The organism is Rhizobium sp. AAP43 (assembly GCF_001296045.1).
In the GTDB taxonomy this organism is placed as follows: domain Bacteria; phylum Pseudomonadota; class Alphaproteobacteria; order Rhizobiales; family Rhizobiaceae; genus Allorhizobium.
Map to the genome: position 1 here is coordinate 86,188 of NZ_LJHS01000035.1, position 15,850 is coordinate 102,037.

Consider the following 15,850-nt stretch of genomic DNA (forward strand, 5'->3'; position numbering starts at 1 on the left):
TCCAAAAGCCCGGATTAAAACTGGCGCTCCGTGTCGGGGAACGACGGATACTTGTCAAGCAGAGCGGCAACGATCTTTCCGAAACCGATCCCGAGTGACGATTTCACCATGACAACATCGCCCGTCTGGATCTGTGAAACGACAAAGGCCACGAGGTCATCGGTGCGTTCGAAATGCACGACGTTGACCGTCTCTGGCAACGCCTCCCGAAGGGCTGCCATCTCCGGCCCGGCAAGCCAAACATGCTCGATACCGGCCGAAAGCAGCGGCCCCGAGAGTTCGGCATGCACGGCGGGGGCAAACGCGCCCATTTCCAGCATATCGCCAAGCACGGCAATCCGGCGGCCGCCAGCATCGGGCTGGGCCGCCGCAAGCACCGCGATCGCGGCGCGCATCGAAGCGGGATTTGCGTTGTAGCTCTCATCGATCAAGGTGAAGCCGCCGCCGTTCAGCATCAACCGATGCCGGGCACCCCGTCCCTTGACTGCAGACAGGTGGCCAAGCGCTTCGATCGCGGCATCGATATCCGCCCCGACCAGAGCGACGGCTGCCAAGACAGCCATGGCGTTTTCCGCCAGATGACGGCCCGGCGCTCCAATCGTCACTTCATAGGTTTCAGCACCAAAGGATGCCCAAAGCGTCGACTGCTCGGCCGCACCATCGAATTCGGCGAGCCGGAAATCGGCCTTGGCATGCTGGCCGAAACTATGGACATTCTCGATGCCGGCCGCATATGCTGCGGCCTCGAGCTGTTCATAGTGCGGATTGTCTCGGTTGAGGATCACATCGCCCCCGGTGGCGAGCCCTTCGAAGATTTCGGCCTTGGCTTCGGCAATCTCTTCGACACTCGAGAAATTGCCGAGATGCGCTGGTGCAATTGTTGTGATGATTGCCACATCCGGGCGGACCATGCGCGACAGCGGGCCAATTTCCCCCAGATGGTTCATACCCAGCTCAAAGACGCCGTAGCGCGTATCGGCCGGCATACGCGCAAGCGTCAGCGGCACGCCCCAGTGATTGTTCAAGGAGGCGACGGCAGCGTGCACCTTGCCAGATGGCTCAAGTGTCAAACGCAGCATTTCCTTGGTTGTTGTCTTGCCGACGGAGCCGGTCACCGCGATGACCGTCGCCGATGTACGTTCCCGTGCTGCAAGCCCGAGTTTTTGGAGCGCGGCAAAGACGTCGTCAACGACGATCATCGGCGCCGTGAGCCGGCCGAGTGCAGGAAGCTTCGATTCGTTGACAACAAGGAGCGAGGCACCGTTGGCAATCGCAAAGGTCGCATAATCGTGACCGTCGACGCGATCTCCCTTGATCGCAAAGAAAGCTTCACCGGGCGAAACGCTCCGGCTGTCGATGGATATCCCGGTAATGCCGGAAGGCAAATTGCCGATCGGCCGTCCGCCCATGGCGGCAACCATCTCGCGTGAGGTCCAGAGCGTGCTCAACGGTCGAACTCCTCCAATGCCTTGCGGACTTCGATGTGGTCGGAAAAGGGTAAGGTCTCCGCCCCCACCGTCTGCCCTTCTTCGTGTCCCTTGCCCGCGACAATAAGCGTATCGCCCGCCGACAGCATGGCGACGGCCGCCCGGATCGCCTGAGCACGGTCACCGATCTCGATCGCCTTCGGGGCAGCAGCCATGATCTCGGATCTGATCGTCGCAGGCACTTCCGAACGCGGATTGTCGTCCGTCACGATGACGATGTCGGAGAGGCGCGTGGCGATTTCGCCCATGATCGGGCGCTTGCCCTTGTCGCGATCACCGCCACAGCCGAAGACCACGATGACGCGTCCCGTGGTAAAGGGCCGGACGGACTGCAGCACATTCTCGAGCGCATCCGGCTTGTGGGCATAGTCGACATAGGCCAGCGCGCCCTGTTTGGTCTGGCCAATCAATTCGAGCCGACCGGCCGCCCCCTTGAGGTGCTCCAGCGCCTTCAGCGCAACGGCAACCGGCGTACCCGTCGCGATGGCAAGCCCCGCAGAGACCAGCGCATTGGCAATCTGGAAATCACCGGCAAGCGGGATATGGACCTCATAAATGTCGTCGCCGTGATGGATCTCAGCCACTTGCTTGTGGCGGAAGTGCTCGACGCGCTTGAGCGCGAGGAAATTGCCCGCCCGTCCGACGGTCCGCACATCATGGCCAGCTTCGGTCGCAACCCTCACAGCCTCGGTCGACCACGGATCGTCAGAGAAGATCACAGCGGGCGAGCCCTTTGGGAGCAGGTCTGTGAACAGCCTCATCTTGGCCGCCATGTAGTCTTCGACCGTCGGATGATAATCCATATGGTCGCGGCCGAGATTGGTGAAGCCGGCTGCTGACAGCTGAACCCCATCGAGGCGGCACTGATCGAGCCCGTGGCTGGACGCTTCCATCGCCGCATGGGTTACACCTTCGGCTGCGAGTTCGCCAAGCAGCCCGTGCAACGAGATCGGATCCGGCGTGGTCAGCGAGCCATAATCGTTGCGTGTTGGTGAAATCACGCCGGTCGTGCCGATCTGTGCGGCGGCCAGTCCGGCCTCGGCCCAGATCTGGCGGGTAAAGGACGCGACCGACGTCTTGCCGGCTGTGCCTGTAACCGCAACCATGATTTCAGGCTGACGGCCCACGAAACGCGCGGCGGCCAGAGCTAGGAAGCGTCGCGGATCCTCGACAACAATCACAGGAACGGCCGCCTCGATCGGCTGCGCCGCCACGATGGCAGCAGCGCCCTTCTCAACGGCCTGGACGACATAGGCTGCGCCATCCGTCTTGCTGCCACTCAGGGCAAAGAACAGCGTTCCGGGCTGGACATGACGACTGTCGGCCGACAGCGCCTTGATCTCCAACGCCTCTGCGCCACTTCGCGCGACCTGATTTTTGAAATCTCCACCCGCGAGAGCACCGAGCAACATGGCAGTCCATCCTTCCGGGCAAACGGGGCGAATCGCCCCGTCCACCTGCATTCTGATCAATATGAGACGAGCAAAGCTGACCCGTCTTCCCCGTATTTCGGTTCTACACCGAGAATTGCGGCGCTTCTGCGGATGATGTCGCCCACCATCGGAGCCGCCGTATTACCGGCCAGCGCCGCGCCATTGCCCTTGTCCGTCTTCGGTTCGTCGATAAATGTCAGAACAACATAACGCGGGTTATCAATCGGGAATGCGGCAAGGAAGGCGTTGAAGTTCTTGTCGCCGACATAGCGCCCGTTCACCACCTTGTCGGCCGTTCCGGTCTTGCCGCCAACGTCGAAGCCCTCCACACGGGCGTTCTTGCCCGATCCCTTTATACCGTTCCACTCGAACAGGAAGCGCATGTCGTCACTGGTCGACGGCTTGATGACCTGCTTTGCTACCAGATCGGCCTGTTCTCGGGTGCGCGGCAGGAAGGTCGGTTCGATCAGCTTACCGCCATTGACCAGCGCAACCCCTGCCACCGCCGTTTGCAACGGCGTGGTTGACACGCCATGGCCGAAGGAGATGGTGATCGAATTGATCTTCTTCCATTCGCGCGGCTGAGTGGGCATCGCAACTTCAGGCAGTTCCGTCTGCATCTTCGTCAGCAAGCCGAGGCGGGTCAGAAACTCCTTGTGTGCTTCGGTCCCGACGAGGTCGGCAACCTTGGCCGTACCGATATTGGAAGAATACTGGAAGATTTCAGGCACAGTCAGCACACGGTTCTTGCCGTGGAAGTCCTTGATGGTGAACCCGCCAATGCGGATCGGATAGCGGGCGTCGAAACTGTCCTTGAGCGACACCTTGCCGGAATCGAGCCCCATGGCAATCGTGAAGGACTTGAAGGTCGAGCCCATCTCGAAGGTGCCGTTTGCCATACGGCTCAGCCAACCGTCCTCGGATCCGACAGGATTGTTCGGATCAAAATCAGGCAGCGAGGCCATGGCAAGGATTTCGCCAGTATGAGCATCGATGACGACACCGCCAGCACCGATCGATTTGAACTTGGCCATGGCGTCGACCAGCACGTCGCGGACGATGTTCTGCACACGCAGGTCGATCGACAGCTTGACCGGCTCCAGCGGTGCATCGCTGGTCATGCCAAGCGCCCGCAGATCCGCCATGCCCTGATTGTCGATATAGCGCTCCATCCCGACCATGCCGCGATTGTCGATGTTGACGTAACCGACAATATGGGAGGCCGTGGGACCACCCGGATAGAAGCGTCGCTTTTCCGGCCTGAAGCCGATTCCGGGAATACCGAGCGCCAGGATCTGGCTCTGCTGTTTCGGCGTCAGCTGGCGGCGCAGCCACTGGAAACGCGAATTGGACGACAGCTTGCGATAGGTGTCGCGGACATCCAGATCCTTGAGCACGGTTTGAAGCCGCTCAACGGCCTCGTCGGCATCGACGATCTTATGGGGCTCGGCAAACAGCGAAACAGTGCGGATGTCGGTCGCCAGCACTTCGCCGTTGCGGTCGAGAATGTCGGGACGCGACGCCATCAGGCGGTCCGCCGGCAGAATGCTGGAGACGGTTTCCGGCTGCGCATAGCCATACTGCACCAGCCGGCCGCCGATCACCGTGTAAACGAGGCAGAACCCGGCGATCACCAGACCGACACGGTTCTTGGCCATCTGCGATTTGCGCTTGCCGGCACCTTTGATTGTCAGATTATTGGCTGAGACGCCACCGCGCTGACCGTCTGTTGAGAAGTGGGCACGGCTCTTCAGGACCATGATTCGGGAAAGAAAGGTCATCAGTTATCCACCGATCCTGTCGTAATGAGGTCCCGGACGGGGTCGGAATTTGCAGCATCGGCTGCCATTGCAGCCTCCGCCTCGGCGGCTTCGGCTTCCGCTTCGGCAGCAGCCACAGCGGCGGCTTCGGCTCTTGCTGCTTCCGCCTTGGCAAGTTCTTCGGCGGCGAGCTTCGACTCTGGCGTCTCGGATTTCGGCATGGGCAACTCGACCGGTCGCGCCAGCTGGGTCGGCGCAGTCGGTTCCAGTTGCAGTTCGGTTGCATAGGCATGCACGAGACGCTCAAGCCGGTTGGGCTGGGTCAGCAGCGCATGGTCGGCCTTCAGCAACTCGATCGTATCCTTCTCAAGCTTGATCTCGGCCTCAAGCCGACGAACCTCAGCCGCCTTGTTATCGGTGTCATGTTTGATCTGGTAGGTGATCGTGGCTGCTGCCAGCATCGTTCCGATCAGAAGTAGATCGAAGGTTTTCAACATGTTAGCCTCCGATCTTGTCGAGTGCGGTCAGATCCGGCAGGTCAAAGATAGACATGTCGGCGTTTTCTGCAGGTGCTTCGGTGCGAATGGCGGCCCGCAACTTGGCCGAACGCGCGCGAGGATTGACCTCTGCCTCTTCGTCACTTGCGGCTACCATCCCCTTGCCAACAGGCTCGAAGGTCGCTGGTCGCGCTTGGACCATTGGAAGATGGCGCGAACCTGACGCCTTGCCGGACCGTTCGGTCAAAAACTTCTTCACGATGCGGTCTTCGAGCGAATGGAAGGTGACGACGACGAGACGCCCGCCGGGCTTCAAAGATTGCTCGGCCGCAAATAGCGCACGGGCAAGCTCCCCCAGTTCGTCATTGACGAAGATACGCAGCGCCTGGAAGACACGCGTGGCCGGATGGATCTTGTCTTTCGCCTTGCGGGGATTGACGGTCTCAATCAGGTTGGCGAGATCGCGGGTCGTCGTAAACGGCTCGGACGCACGCCGTTTTTCAATGGCACGCGCAATACGACCCGGGTGCTTCTCTTCGCCGAGAAAACCGAAAATGCGGATCAGATCGGAAACTTTGGCGCGATTGACAACATCGGCGGCCGATACACCGCTCGCTGACATCCGCATGTCGAGCGGTCCGTTGCGCTGGAACGAGAAGCCACGATCGGCCTCGTCGATCTGCATGGAAGAAACGCCGATATCGAGAACAACGCCGTCAAGACCGGTCTCTGGCGCTTGAGCTGCCAGTTCGGAGAACCGGGAATGTCTGAGATCAAGACGGCCCATATAGGCTTTGACCATCGACTGCCCGCCAGCAATCGCCGTCGGATCGCGGTCAATCGCGATGACGGACGCACCCGCATCGAGGATTGCCGCACTGTAGCCGCCCGCACCAAAGGTTCCATCAAGGATGACCTTTCCGCTGGCAGGCTCCAGCGCCGCAACCACCTCATGCAAGAGAACCGGAATGTGGCGAACCGGTCCGCCATTGGCATCGGGAGCACCTTCGCCAAGATTCGCCGCCATTCCGTATCCCCGTTTCTCTAGTTCTTCAAACCTCTCTGCCTGACCATTTCCCTGGCTTTCGCCTGCGCCTCGTGAAACGCCTGTGGCTGCCACAGCTGAAAATGGTCCGACCGCCCGACGAAGCAGACCTCCGAGGAAATCCCCGTGAAATCCCGGATAAACTCCGTCACCGGCAACCGCCCCTCGGCATCGAGGCGCATATAGACGCCGCCGCCATGGAGAAGCAGCGACATCTCGTTCGCCTCCAACGCGAATGGATCTTCTGCCGCCATTCTGCGCTCGTAGCGATCGAGCAGATCCGGACCGCCGATATTGATGGCCGGATAGACGAAATCCTGGAGACAATAAAGCTCCTGAATTCCCTGCTGCGAAAGCACGGCACGAAATGCCGCAGGGACGGAAACACGCCCCTTCGCATCGATCCTGTTTGTCGCATTGGACAGGAAGCGGCCCGCCACTGGAATCCGACTCCCCATTGGACGAAGGCCAGCTGATCGGCCTCCGGATACTCATTGATACGCCAACCGCACAACCGACCGGAAAGCAGCAGCCGAAAACTCGACTGATTGGGCCCGCTCTACGATCGGACGGAGCAACAAAGAACTCCGTTACGGCATGAAAATGGGATACCATGGGACACTATGGGCGTCAATGGGATTGGGACCAGCAGACCCCTTTCGGGATTCAAGAATGAATAGACGATTAAGCTTAACAAATCGTTAGAAATGCCTGTTTCCATTCGCGGATTAGCCACGACGTGCGGAAGCCCTCCGCAAGGACTGCCCTTGCGTTCCACCAATGAAACCAAAGCCTTGAGAAATTGTGCGGAGCCTCTGTCGCCGCAGTGACATGACAGAGGTAAAATTGCCAGTCGGCCTGTAAGCCGGGTTCTGTATGGCTCCGGTTTCCCGGAACGTGGCAGCCATTCATCTGGGACAGCGTTTACACGCTGCCTCACGCAACCCACCCGGATGACTGGCCCGGAAACAGGCTGTGGCCACACCGGAGTGCGGCCCGCGTCATCCCTATTCGGTCTTGCTCCCGGTGGGGTTTACCTTGCCATCCCTGTCACCAGCGACGCGGTGGGCTCTTACCCCACCCTTTCACCCTTACCCCGCAAGCGGGGCGGTTTACTTTCTGCGGCACTTTCCCTGAGGTCGCCCTCGCCGGACGTTATCCGGCACCGTGTTTCCGTGGAGCCCGGACTTTCCTCCCCTTACCGCCTTTCGGCATTGGTAAAGCGCGGCTGCCCGGCCGACTGGCAGCCGGTCCATAGCCGACCCGCTCGACGAAAGCCACTGAAAACGCAAGGCCCGCCTACTGAGCCCCAGACAGGCTTAAGTCTTGAACACTGGGGTGAAGCAGTCCCCATAGGCCGGGTCATCGATCCGACCATGCATTACGAGCTCCGCCCCGAGTCGACCGATCTCGTCCGAACTTTTCGCCGCAGCACCGCAGCCGCCGGTCAGGACGGCGATTCGTTCGCTGGCAAAACCGATGGCCGGATAATTTGCGGGCGTAAAAGAAGTGACGCAGGCCGCCATGGAAAGCGGCGCATCCGCAAGACTGGGCACGAGCCCCCGGATAATTCGCTGCAGATGGTTCCGGGTTGACACCCGCCCGCCGCTGCGGAACCAGGCCCTGATCTCAGGTTCCGTTCCGAGCAACAGGTCATCCGGGTCTCCGCCGATCTTGAGATAGGTCTTGCCATCGGGATAGCGCACAGGCGGCAGAAGGTAGATGTGATCCAACGGATCGTCGGGCTGGTGGATGAGCGATGGCATGCCCTGATAATCAGGGAGAATGTGGTCAGCAATTTCGAAGAAGGCAACGGTGCGACCATAGACCTTGAGATCCAGCGGCCGCGGCAGAAGATGCTCGGCAATCGAGAAGCCACCAGCCGCCACGAGAATGCGGTCGGCGCTATATTGGCGTCCGTCATCCGTCGAGACGACAGCACGATGCCCTTCTTCGCGGACAGAGAGCGCAGTCTGCCGAATCATCGCAGCCCCTGCCCGCTCGGCGAGCCGCGACTGCGCCTCGACCAGACGGCGCGGATTGATGTAGCCGGCGCTCCGGGATTCGTAGACGCCTTCGCAATCGACGCCAAAGTCGAAGTAAGTGAAGCGCTGTCGGAGATCCGCAGATCCGAACATCTCGACCGGGACGTCAAGTCCGCGGGCCGCAGCCTCGATCTGCGCAATATAGGGATCAGCCCCGCCCCGCGCCGGCCCGACAATCAGGCATCCGACCTCTTGGTAGAAATCCACGCCACTCTCGCGGGCGAGATCGCCGTAGCGGGCGATGGAGCGATTGGCCATCAGCGCCCAGACCGGATCAGAATCGATCGTGCGGGTAATTCGGGCCTCGTCATAGTGGCTTGCGAAGACACCCGGATGAGAGCTCCAGTCCGACGGCTCGTCGGGCCCGATGACGGCAACCCCCTCACCTTTCAGCGAAAGATAGCGGGCGGCCGCCGCTCCCATCATGCCTCGGCCGATGACGATGGTTTTGAAGTGCGTCACCATACTCTCACCCTTTTCGTTCCGAGCAGGTTGATAGCATGCTGCGCCGACAGATCCATTCGAAACCGGCCGAGATCACAGAGTTCTCAACCGCCGATCAGAGCAATGACTTTCCCGCAATATCGCTTGGAGACCGGATTCATCCGCTTGGCGCCATGGCCTGCATTGTAACGGAGGATGGTCCCGCAGGTTTCGCCACCGCCAAGTTCATGCGCCATCGACAAATACTTCATCCCGTAGCGAATATTGGTCTCCGGATCATACAGACCCTTGACCTTGCCGCGATAACCCATGGCGCGCGCAGTTGCCGGCTTGATCTGCATGAGACCGACCTCGTCCGCACTGCCTCGCGCCTTGGGATTGAAATTGCTTTCAATCCGGACCACCGCATGTGCGAGATCGACCGGAACACCGTAGGCCTTTGCATATTTGGAAATGATCGCCCCGTAAGGGCTCCGCGCAGCAGCGGGCTTCATTGAGAATCCCGCATCACGCTCAATCGACTTCAAGGGTTTCTTGAAGCGTTTTTCACCCGTATCTGCCAGCGCCATCTGAGCATGAGTCAATAGAAATGCAGTGCATGCCGCAGCAGCAACAAGTCGTTTCATCATGGGAAAGGTTAGTCTCCGGAACAAAGAGCGGATCGACGCATGCCTATACGCATGCAATAGCCTTCGCCCTTCTCGTAGAGGGCGGTCGATTGGCTCTTTATGTTGATATTGGCGCTCCGCCCTTCATGGGCGGCGGTCGCTGTTTCAGCGACATACTTAAAGCTGCTTAATAAGGAATTCGTGTGGCACCGCAGCAAATGAGCTGTCGGGACACGTAAGTCGGCCGGTCAAGCCTCACGAAAAACGCGGAAGCTTCGACAGAAGTCGATGCAGCGTCTCGATCGTCGAACTGTCTGCCACACCATCAACGCGGGCCGGACGGAAATGGCGCTGGAACGCTGCGACCACACCCTCAGTCTTCTCGCAGTAATGCCCTGATATCTCAATGCCGTAACCATAGATGGACAACATCGATTGTAGCGCCTCGACCGGTTGCCCTTCATCGCCACGCTGGAAGTACCGGCCACCGCCGATAGGGGTTGGATCGACCCAGTGTCCGACGCCCCCGCGATACAGGGTCCCCCAGGGGAAGTTTTCACCCGGATCAACCTTGCGAACAGGGGCCACATCAGAATGTGCGAGCACCCGTTCTGCCGGGATCCCATGCCGCTCGACACAATCGCGACACAATTCGATCAGCGCTGATATTTGCGCTTCGGGATACGGTGGCAGGCCACCGGGATGGCCGGGATTTGCAATTTCAATGCCAATCGAGCGGGAATTGATGTCGCTCTCACCGCCCCAGTTACTCTTGCCTGCATGCCAGGCCCGGTGGCTCTCTGCCACCATCTGGACGATCCGGCCATCCTCATGCACGAGGTAGTGACTCGATACCTGGCTTTCCGGATTGCACAGCCAAGCCTGAGCGCCATCAGCCGATGGCATTCCCGTATAGTGCAGGAGGAGTATGTCGGGGAACGAAACCCCAACCCGCTCGCCAAAATTCGGCGAGGCGCAGATCTCCGCTCCGCTGAAATCGGCCGAAAAACCCGTCATGCCGCGCGGCGCGCCTTCTCGATCGCGGAGAAGGCCGCATTCAGCCGCGCCATGCGGTGATGGGCCACGGCATGAAACTCGGACGGCACGCCGCGAGCATAAAGGCGGTCGGGATGATGCTCGGCCGCAAGTGCCCTGTAACGGCGGCGGATCGTGGCAAAATCGTCGGAAGGGGTAACGCCGAGCACGCCATAAGGGTCCCCGTCGAGGCGGATATGCCGCTCGGTGATCTGCTCGAACCGCTCCTCCGAAAGACCGAAGATCTCTGCGATCCGCGCCAGGAAGTCCAGTTCCTTCTCGTGCACAAGCCCATCAGCCTTGGCGATGTGGAACAGCGCGTCAATGATGTCCTCAAGCACAGGGCAATACTGATCGCAGGTCCGGCACATATTGGCGAGGTTACGCGCATAGGTCTCGAAACCAGCCACGTCCTGCCGGGCCAGATTGTAAAGGCGGGCAACGTTGCGCGCCTCCTCCGGCGGAAAATCGAAGACTTTGCGGAAGGCCTGGACTTCGGCATCGGACACGATGCCGTCGGCTTTCGCCATCTTGGCGGACAGCGCAATGATGGCCACCGAAAAGGACACCCGACGACGTGTCTCAGGATCGCCTTCGAACATGGTCCGAACGGCTTCGACAATATTGGAGATGGCGTTACCGGCAGCATCCCCGACGGCGCCTAGCAAGCGTTCGAAGAATGAGGAAATCTGCTCGCAGGCGAAATCAAAAATCATGGTCGAGAATGATCAAAAATCTCGGCTAAAAGCAAGCGAAACGGGAACAAACGGAGATTAAACTTTCTTCATCTCCGGTCAGTTTTGATGAAAGAGCGACCGATATCGGCCTATCCCTTGTGGTTGCGTCTCGGTCATTGAATGCCGTCGAGGCTGTCGTTTCGCTTTTCCACAATTCCATCCCACAGCTGCGCATGGATTGAATCGATTAGATTGGCCGGAACGTCGAACCGATCGATAAAAGACGGATTTAAAAGCGTTTTTCGACTTTACAGCCAGCCGCCGGTATCGCATCCATGGACCGCCGGAACAAAGGCACGAACACCGCACGCACATTCCCGAGGAGGTCCGATGGCCAAGCAGAAAGTTGCACTATTGACCGCAGGCGGCCTCGCTCCCTGCCTCTCGTCCGCAGTTGCCGGACTGATCGAGCGCTACACGGATATTTCGCCTGAAACCGAGATCATTGCCTACAAGTCCGGCTTCCGCGGCCTTTTGATGGACTACAAGATCGAGATCACCAAGGAGATGCGCCAGAAGGCGCATGTCCTGCATCGCTATGGTGGCTCACCGATCGGCAACAGCCGCGTCAAGCTCACCAATGTCGCCGACTGCATCAAGCGCGGCCTGGTCAATGAAGGCGAAACTCCGCTTCAAGTTGCGGCCGAACGTCTGGCGGCTGATGGCGTAACCATCCTGCACACGATTGGCGGCGACGACACCAACACGACGGCGGCAGATCTTGCAGCTTATCTCGGCGCAAATGGCTACGATCTGACGGTGGTCGGTCTGCCAAAGACCGTCGACAACGACGTTTACCCGATTCGCCAGACCCTTGGCGCCTGGACGGCCGCTGAAGTCGGCGCACGCTTCTTTGACCACGTCTCTAACGAACAGAGTGCCGCACCGCGCACGCTCGTCATCCACGAGGTCATGGGGCGCCATTGCGGCTGGCTTACCGCAGCCACGGCCCGCGCCTACATCCAGCGCACCAAGGGGAATGAGTATATTGACGGCTTCATGATGAACGCCGAACTCAAGAACATTGACGGTCTCTACCTGCCGGAAACGCATTTTGACCTGGATGCCGAAGCGACCCGCCTGAAGGACATCATGGACCGCACGGGCTATGTCACCCTCTTCGTCTCCGAAGGCGCTTGCATGGATGAGATCGTCAAGGAGCGCGAAGCTGCAGGTGACGTCGTCAGCCGCGACGCCTTCGGCCACGTGAAGCTCGATACGATCAATGTGGGCAGCTGGTTCCAAAAGCATTTTGCCAAGCTGCTCGATGCCGAGCGCTCTATGGTTCAGAAGTCGGGCTACTATGCGCGCTCGGCGCCAGCCAACTACGAGGATCTACGCCTGATCCAGAGCATGGTGGACCTTGCGGTCGAAAGTGGATTGGGCGGCGTTTCAGGCGTAACCGGCCATGACGAGGATCACGGCGGACGACTGCGCACGATCGAGTTTCCGCGCATTCGTGGCGGCAAGCCATTCGACCTCTCTACGCCGTGGTTCGCAGAAGTGATGGATTATCTCGGCCAGAACTATCGCCCGATCAATTGACCTGGGCCGAGAAAACTGGCTTCCTCTTTGAGGAGGAGTGCTGACAATGAGCATGGAATTCTGGACAGGGTTCACCGCCGCCTCGATCGTATTGCTGGCGATCCCGGAGCGGGGCATGATCGAGGTCGCGGCCTATGCCTTGGGGCATGGGCGGCGATCGGCCTTTGCCACGGTCACAGGCGTTGCGCTGGGCTACATGGCAGCGGCGGGCATTCTGCTTGCGGGACTGATCGCCCTTTCATTGGTCTCCCCCCTCCTGTTTTCTGTGGTGAAGGGTGCAGGTCTGGGTTTCCTGGTGATATCAGCCTTGCGTCTGTGGCGCGCGCCGGGCGGAAACCGTCCGATCGCCGACAATGACAACCTGCCGGTAGAAAAGCCGCTGAATGTCATGGTGCATTGTTTCGCCGCAACGGGCCTGAACCTGCGAACGATTGCCCTTCTTGCCGCATTCCTGCCGCAATTCCTGACGCTCTCCGCTCCCCTGGCTCAGGAGGCCCTGACCATGGTGGCGATCTTGGGCGGCCTGTCCATGCTCATCGCCACTGCCTACGCGATGGGCGCAGACGAAGTGCGGAATTTCCTTAGAAAACATCGTGCTCGGCGTGTCGTCGACCGCTCGCGCGGAACGGTGCTGATCGCTGCGCGATCTGTGACGGCCGGCTATCGCAAGATCGCAGCTTGAACCATAAAACCGGCGCCGCAGCCAGATTTGGCCCAACGCTTGCCGCATTGGCAGGCATAGACTAATAAATCCAAAGGAAACGATGGGTGATTTGCTCCGTCGGGGACGTCGAAGAAATAAAACGGATGATGGTATGATCCTCAAATTGGACCGCGGCGTCGCCTATGGTTGTGCAGCCTCCCTTCTGGTCGTACTGACCGGCTGCACCGGTATCGACGACAGCGTGAAGGCTGATCTTGCGGCCAAACCGATTTCCAATCCTAACTCTCTGGAAATGCAGGCAGCAAACGCTGCGGAAGCAGCGACAAGCGGCGCTGCCACCACAGCAAAAGCCGTCGCTGTCGCAGACACTCAGCCTGCCCCGATCATTCCGGGCACGGATACGGCAGCACCAGTCCCGATGCTGAAGGAATCAGCGCTTGCTGCGACGCCTCAGACCCCTGCGTCGCAAGCGCTCGATATGGTCGCTTCGACACCAACGACCGACCAGCAGCAGATAGCCGCCGCGGCAGCGCCAGTTCAGGCAACCGTTGCCCCCGCAGCCCAGCCGCAGACGGCATCGGCAACGGCCGCAGCCCCGACAGTTCTCGCCTATGCCGCACCGCTGCGGGTAACAGCCCTGACCAGCTTCGGCGACCCCTTTGATACATCGGCACCCTCCACCGAGGATAAGCTTGAGCCTCAGTCAAAGGCAGATACCATTGGCCCAACGCGCCTCAATGCGCTGATCAAGAAATATTCGAAGGTCTACGAAGTCCCCGAGGAGCTCGTGCACCGAGTCGTCAAGCGCGAAAGCCGTTACAATCCGTCGGCATACAGCAAGGGCAATTACGGCCTCATGCAGATCCGGTACAACACTGCGAAAGCCATGGGATATAATGGCTCTGCAGACGGGCTTTTCGACGCCGAAACCAATATCAAGTATGCCGTCAAGTATCTGAAGGGCGCCTGGCTCGTCGCAGATACCGACCATGATCAGGCCGTGCGCCTGTACTCGCGTGGCTACTATTACGACGCCAAGAAAAAGGGCATGCTTCACCTCACTCAGTGAAGCAGTCCGCACCTTACAACGCCTACTGGAGCGCTGCGCTTAGCGCTTTTGCCAAGGGTTGCGGCTGATAGCCGAGAGCGCTGGGTGTCAGACCAAGACGCACGACAACGAGGCCCTGCGAGGCAATCACTGCAATCGACTGACCGTCATGACCTCGCATCCACACTGTAGCGGGGTCTAACCCCGCCTGCTCGTTGCCGAGATCGCCCGCTCCCTGTCGCCAGGTCTGCACACGGGAATAGGCGCCATCCGACGCCCCCGAAGCCGTATACATCCCGTCAACATATGATGCCGGCAGCAGTTGCACGCCTTTCCAGACGCCGCGCTGAGCGATCAGCAGACCGAAACGCGCCCAGTCCCGCGCGGTGGCGTAGAGATAGGAACTGCCAACAAACGTCCCGGCCGCATCCGCCTCCAAGACGGCGCTGGTCATGCCGAGAGGATTGAAAAGCGCCTGACGTGGAAAATCGAGGGCCGCCTGGGGCGTCTCGAAGCGTGACATCCAGTAGCGGGTGATAAGGACGCTTTCGCCGGAGGAATAATTGAACCGGCTGCCGGGCTCGGCCCTTGAAGGCAGACCTTCGACATAAGCAGCCATGTCGGGCTCAAGGTAGAGCATACGCGTGACGTCGGTGAGGTCACCATACTCTTCGTTGAAATCGAGACCACTCTCCATTGCCAGGAGATCCGTCAGGGTAATGCGCGCCCGCACTTCGTCCGTCCAGCTTGCAAACAAATTGCGGCTGGAGAGATCAAGACGGCCCTGCCCCTGCAAGATACCGACTAGCGCAGCATTCACCGTCTTCGTCATCGACCACCCGAGCAATGGCGTTTCCGCATTGAACCCCGCGCCATAGGCTTCCCCAATGATCCGCCCGTCCTTGATGACGATGACTGCGCGGTAGCCCGGACCCAGTAATGTTTCATCCGACAGAACGTCGGCTACGCGTAGATCGGTGGTGTTAACGCGCTCACCATCAGGCCAGGGCAAGGTCGGATCGGCAGCTGGAACCCCAGCCACCGGCGCCGAATACGCTTTCGCCGCAGCCAGCGCGCCATCTGGCACATTGGCGCATCCAAGGCCCTCACGATGGACGGCGACCGAACGCGCCCAGCCAAGCGGCATCGAGGCCGTCACCAGACCTTGCTCGATATCGACATCGACGGAAACATAGCCCAGCAGAGGATGACCGGGCGCCTGCACGTCGACGCGAAGCACGTCATCCGCGTCGCGACCCGCAACGAAGACATTCGAGCAGACGATTTTTGCCGCGTAGCCAGTCCCGACCCGGAGAAGATCAGGCGGCATCATCCAAAGCGCGCCGAGCCCGATAAAAACGAGGCCTGAGACCGTTGCAGCAAGTGCTTTGACACGACGCTTCATGATTCGACCGCCTCCCAGGTTCACTAGGACCTATGCAAACAGCAAACTGTGACAAGCGAAAGAGCAGTCCTGACGTTTCCTGGGATTCGCCCATCAC

The 15,850-nt window shown here is 59.8% G+C and carries 14 protein-coding genes and 1 other RNA gene; 3 read left to right on the forward strand and 12 right to left on the reverse strand.

Going from position 1 to position 15,850, the window contains the following annotated elements:
- Nucleotides 1-14: 14 nt before the first annotated feature.
- The 11 genes from IP76_RS17415 to IP76_RS17460 form a co-directional block, all read right to left on the reverse strand.
- Nucleotides 15-1,448 (reverse strand): UDP-N-acetylmuramoylalanyl-D-glutamyl-2,6-diaminopimelate--D-alanyl-D-alanine ligase, encoded by a 1,434-nt coding sequence (locus IP76_RS17415; protein ID WP_054159506.1) that lies wholly within the window; start codon nt 1,446-1,448, stop codon nt 15-17.
- Nucleotides 1,445-2,899 carry a UDP-N-acetylmuramoyl-L-alanyl-D-glutamate--2,6-diaminopimelate ligase gene (locus IP76_RS17420; protein ID WP_197278374.1) on the reverse strand — a complete coding sequence of 485 codons (1,455 nt, stop codon included), beginning with the start codon at nt 2,897-2,899 and terminating at the stop codon, nt 1,445-1,447. The genes IP76_RS17415 and IP76_RS17420 overlap by 4 nt, the downstream gene beginning before the upstream one ends.
- Nucleotides 2,900-2,955: 56 nt before the next feature.
- A complete protein-coding gene (locus IP76_RS17425) occupies nt 2,956-4,701 on the reverse strand; it encodes a penicillin-binding protein 2 (protein WP_054159508.1) in 1,746 nt (581 codons plus the stop codon).
- Nucleotides 4,701-5,177 carry a hypothetical protein gene (locus IP76_RS17430; RefSeq protein ID WP_054159509.1) on the reverse strand — a complete coding sequence of 159 codons (477 nt, stop codon included), beginning with the start codon at nt 5,175-5,177 and terminating at the stop codon, nt 4,701-4,703. The genes IP76_RS17425 and IP76_RS17430 overlap by 1 nt, the downstream gene beginning before the upstream one ends.
- 1 nt (nt 5,178) lies before the next feature.
- Nucleotides 5,179-6,204 (reverse strand): 16S rRNA (cytosine(1402)-N(4))-methyltransferase RsmH, encoded by a 1,026-nt coding sequence (gene rsmH, locus IP76_RS17435; protein WP_054159510.1) that lies wholly within the window; start codon nt 6,202-6,204, stop codon nt 5,179-5,181.
- A gap of 17 nt (nt 6,205-6,221) precedes the next feature.
- Complete coding sequence (gene mraZ / locus IP76_RS17440) at nt 6,222-6,662, reverse strand: division/cell wall cluster transcriptional repressor MraZ (protein ID WP_245281493.1); 441 nt, start codon at nt 6,660-6,662, stop codon at nt 6,222-6,224.
- 405 nt (nt 6,663-7,067) lie between these two features.
- Nucleotides 7,068-7,466, reverse strand: an RNA gene (gene rnpB, locus IP76_RS17600) — RNase P RNA component class A.
- A 75-nt stretch (nt 7,467-7,541) separates the two neighbouring features.
- Nucleotides 7,542-8,732 (reverse strand): FAD-binding oxidoreductase, encoded by a 1,191-nt coding sequence (locus IP76_RS17445; protein WP_054159512.1) that lies wholly within the window; start codon nt 8,730-8,732, stop codon nt 7,542-7,544.
- A gap of 83 nt (nt 8,733-8,815) precedes the next feature.
- Nucleotides 8,816-9,340, reverse strand: coding sequence for a lytic transglycosylase domain-containing protein (locus IP76_RS17450; RefSeq protein ID WP_054159513.1), 525 nt, complete (start codon nt 9,338-9,340; stop codon nt 8,816-8,818).
- A gap of 234 nt (nt 9,341-9,574) precedes the next feature.
- Nucleotides 9,575-10,336 (reverse strand): N-acetylmuramoyl-L-alanine amidase, encoded by a 762-nt coding sequence (locus IP76_RS17455; protein WP_054159514.1) that lies wholly within the window; start codon nt 10,334-10,336, stop codon nt 9,575-9,577.
- On the reverse strand, nt 10,333-11,070 hold the full coding sequence (locus tag IP76_RS17460) for a DnaJ family molecular chaperone (protein WP_054159515.1): 738 nt from the start codon (nt 11,068-11,070) through the stop codon (nt 10,333-10,335). The genes IP76_RS17455 and IP76_RS17460 overlap by 4 nt, the downstream gene beginning before the upstream one ends.
- Nucleotides 11,071-11,421: 351 nt before the next feature.
- Between IP76_RS17460 and IP76_RS17465 the strand changes: the two genes are divergently transcribed.
- The 3 genes from IP76_RS17465 to IP76_RS17475 all read left to right on the forward strand — a co-directional run bounded on the left by IP76_RS17465 (nt 11,422) and on the right by IP76_RS17475 (nt 14,369).
- On the forward strand, nt 11,422-12,636 hold the full coding sequence (locus IP76_RS17465; RefSeq protein ID WP_054159516.1) for a pyrophosphate--fructose-6-phosphate 1-phosphotransferase: 1,215 nt from the start codon (nt 11,422-11,424) through the stop codon (nt 12,634-12,636).
- A gap of 46 nt (nt 12,637-12,682) precedes the next feature.
- A complete protein-coding gene (locus IP76_RS17470) occupies nt 12,683-13,318 on the forward strand; it encodes a LysE family translocator (protein ID WP_054159517.1) in 636 nt (211 codons plus the stop codon).
- Nucleotides 13,319-13,451: 133 nt separating this feature from the next.
- On the forward strand, nt 13,452-14,369 hold the full coding sequence (locus IP76_RS17475; RefSeq protein WP_054159518.1) for a lytic transglycosylase domain-containing protein: 918 nt from the start codon (nt 13,452-13,454) through the stop codon (nt 14,367-14,369).
- 22 nt (nt 14,370-14,391) lie between these two features.
- On the opposite strand, the gene IP76_RS17480 is transcribed toward IP76_RS17475, so the two are convergent.
- Nucleotides 14,392-15,753 carry a serine hydrolase gene (locus IP76_RS17480; protein ID WP_054159519.1) on the reverse strand — a complete coding sequence of 454 codons (1,362 nt, stop codon included), beginning with the start codon at nt 15,751-15,753 and terminating at the stop codon, nt 14,392-14,394.
- Nucleotides 15,754-15,850: the final 97 nt, after the last annotated feature.

Coding starts and splice junctions, on each gene's coding strand:
- IP76_RS17470 (WP_054159517.1), top strand. CDS start 12,683: ATGAGCATGGAATTCTGGACAGGGTTCACCGCCGCCTCGATCGTATTG.
- IP76_RS17465 (WP_054159516.1), top strand. CDS start 11,422: ATGGCCAAGCAGAAAGTTGCACTATTGACCGCAGGCGGCCTCGCTCCC.
- IP76_RS17455 (WP_054159514.1), bottom strand. CDS start 10,336: ATGACGGGTTTTTCGGCCGATTTCAGCGGAGCGGAGATCTGCGCCTCG.
- IP76_RS17460 (WP_054159515.1), bottom strand. CDS start 11,070: ATGATTTTTGATTTCGCCTGCGAGCAGATTTCCTCATTCTTCGAACGC.
- IP76_RS17430 (WP_054159509.1), bottom strand. CDS start 5,177: ATGTTGAAAACCTTCGATCTACTTCTGATCGGAACGATGCTGGCAGCA.
- IP76_RS17480 (WP_054159519.1), bottom strand. CDS start 15,753: ATGAAGCGTCGTGTCAAAGCACTTGCTGCAACGGTCTCAGGCCTCGTT.
- IP76_RS17420 (WP_197278374.1), bottom strand. CDS start 2,899: ATGTTGCTCGGTGCTCTCGCGGGTGGAGATTTCAAAAATCAGGTCGCG.
- IP76_RS17425 (WP_054159508.1), bottom strand. CDS start 4,701: ATGACCTTTCTTTCCCGAATCATGGTCCTGAAGAGCCGTGCCCACTTC.
- IP76_RS17450 (WP_054159513.1), bottom strand. CDS start 9,340: ATGATGAAACGACTTGTTGCTGCTGCGGCATGCACTGCATTTCTATTG.
- rsmH (WP_054159510.1), bottom strand. CDS start 6,204: ATGGCGGCGAATCTTGGCGAAGGTGCTCCCGATGCCAATGGCGGACCG.
- IP76_RS17445 (WP_054159512.1), bottom strand. CDS start 8,732: ATGGTGACGCACTTCAAAACCATCGTCATCGGCCGAGGCATGATGGGA.
- IP76_RS17475 (WP_054159518.1), top strand. CDS start 13,452: ATGATCCTCAAATTGGACCGCGGCGTCGCCTATGGTTGTGCAGCCTCC.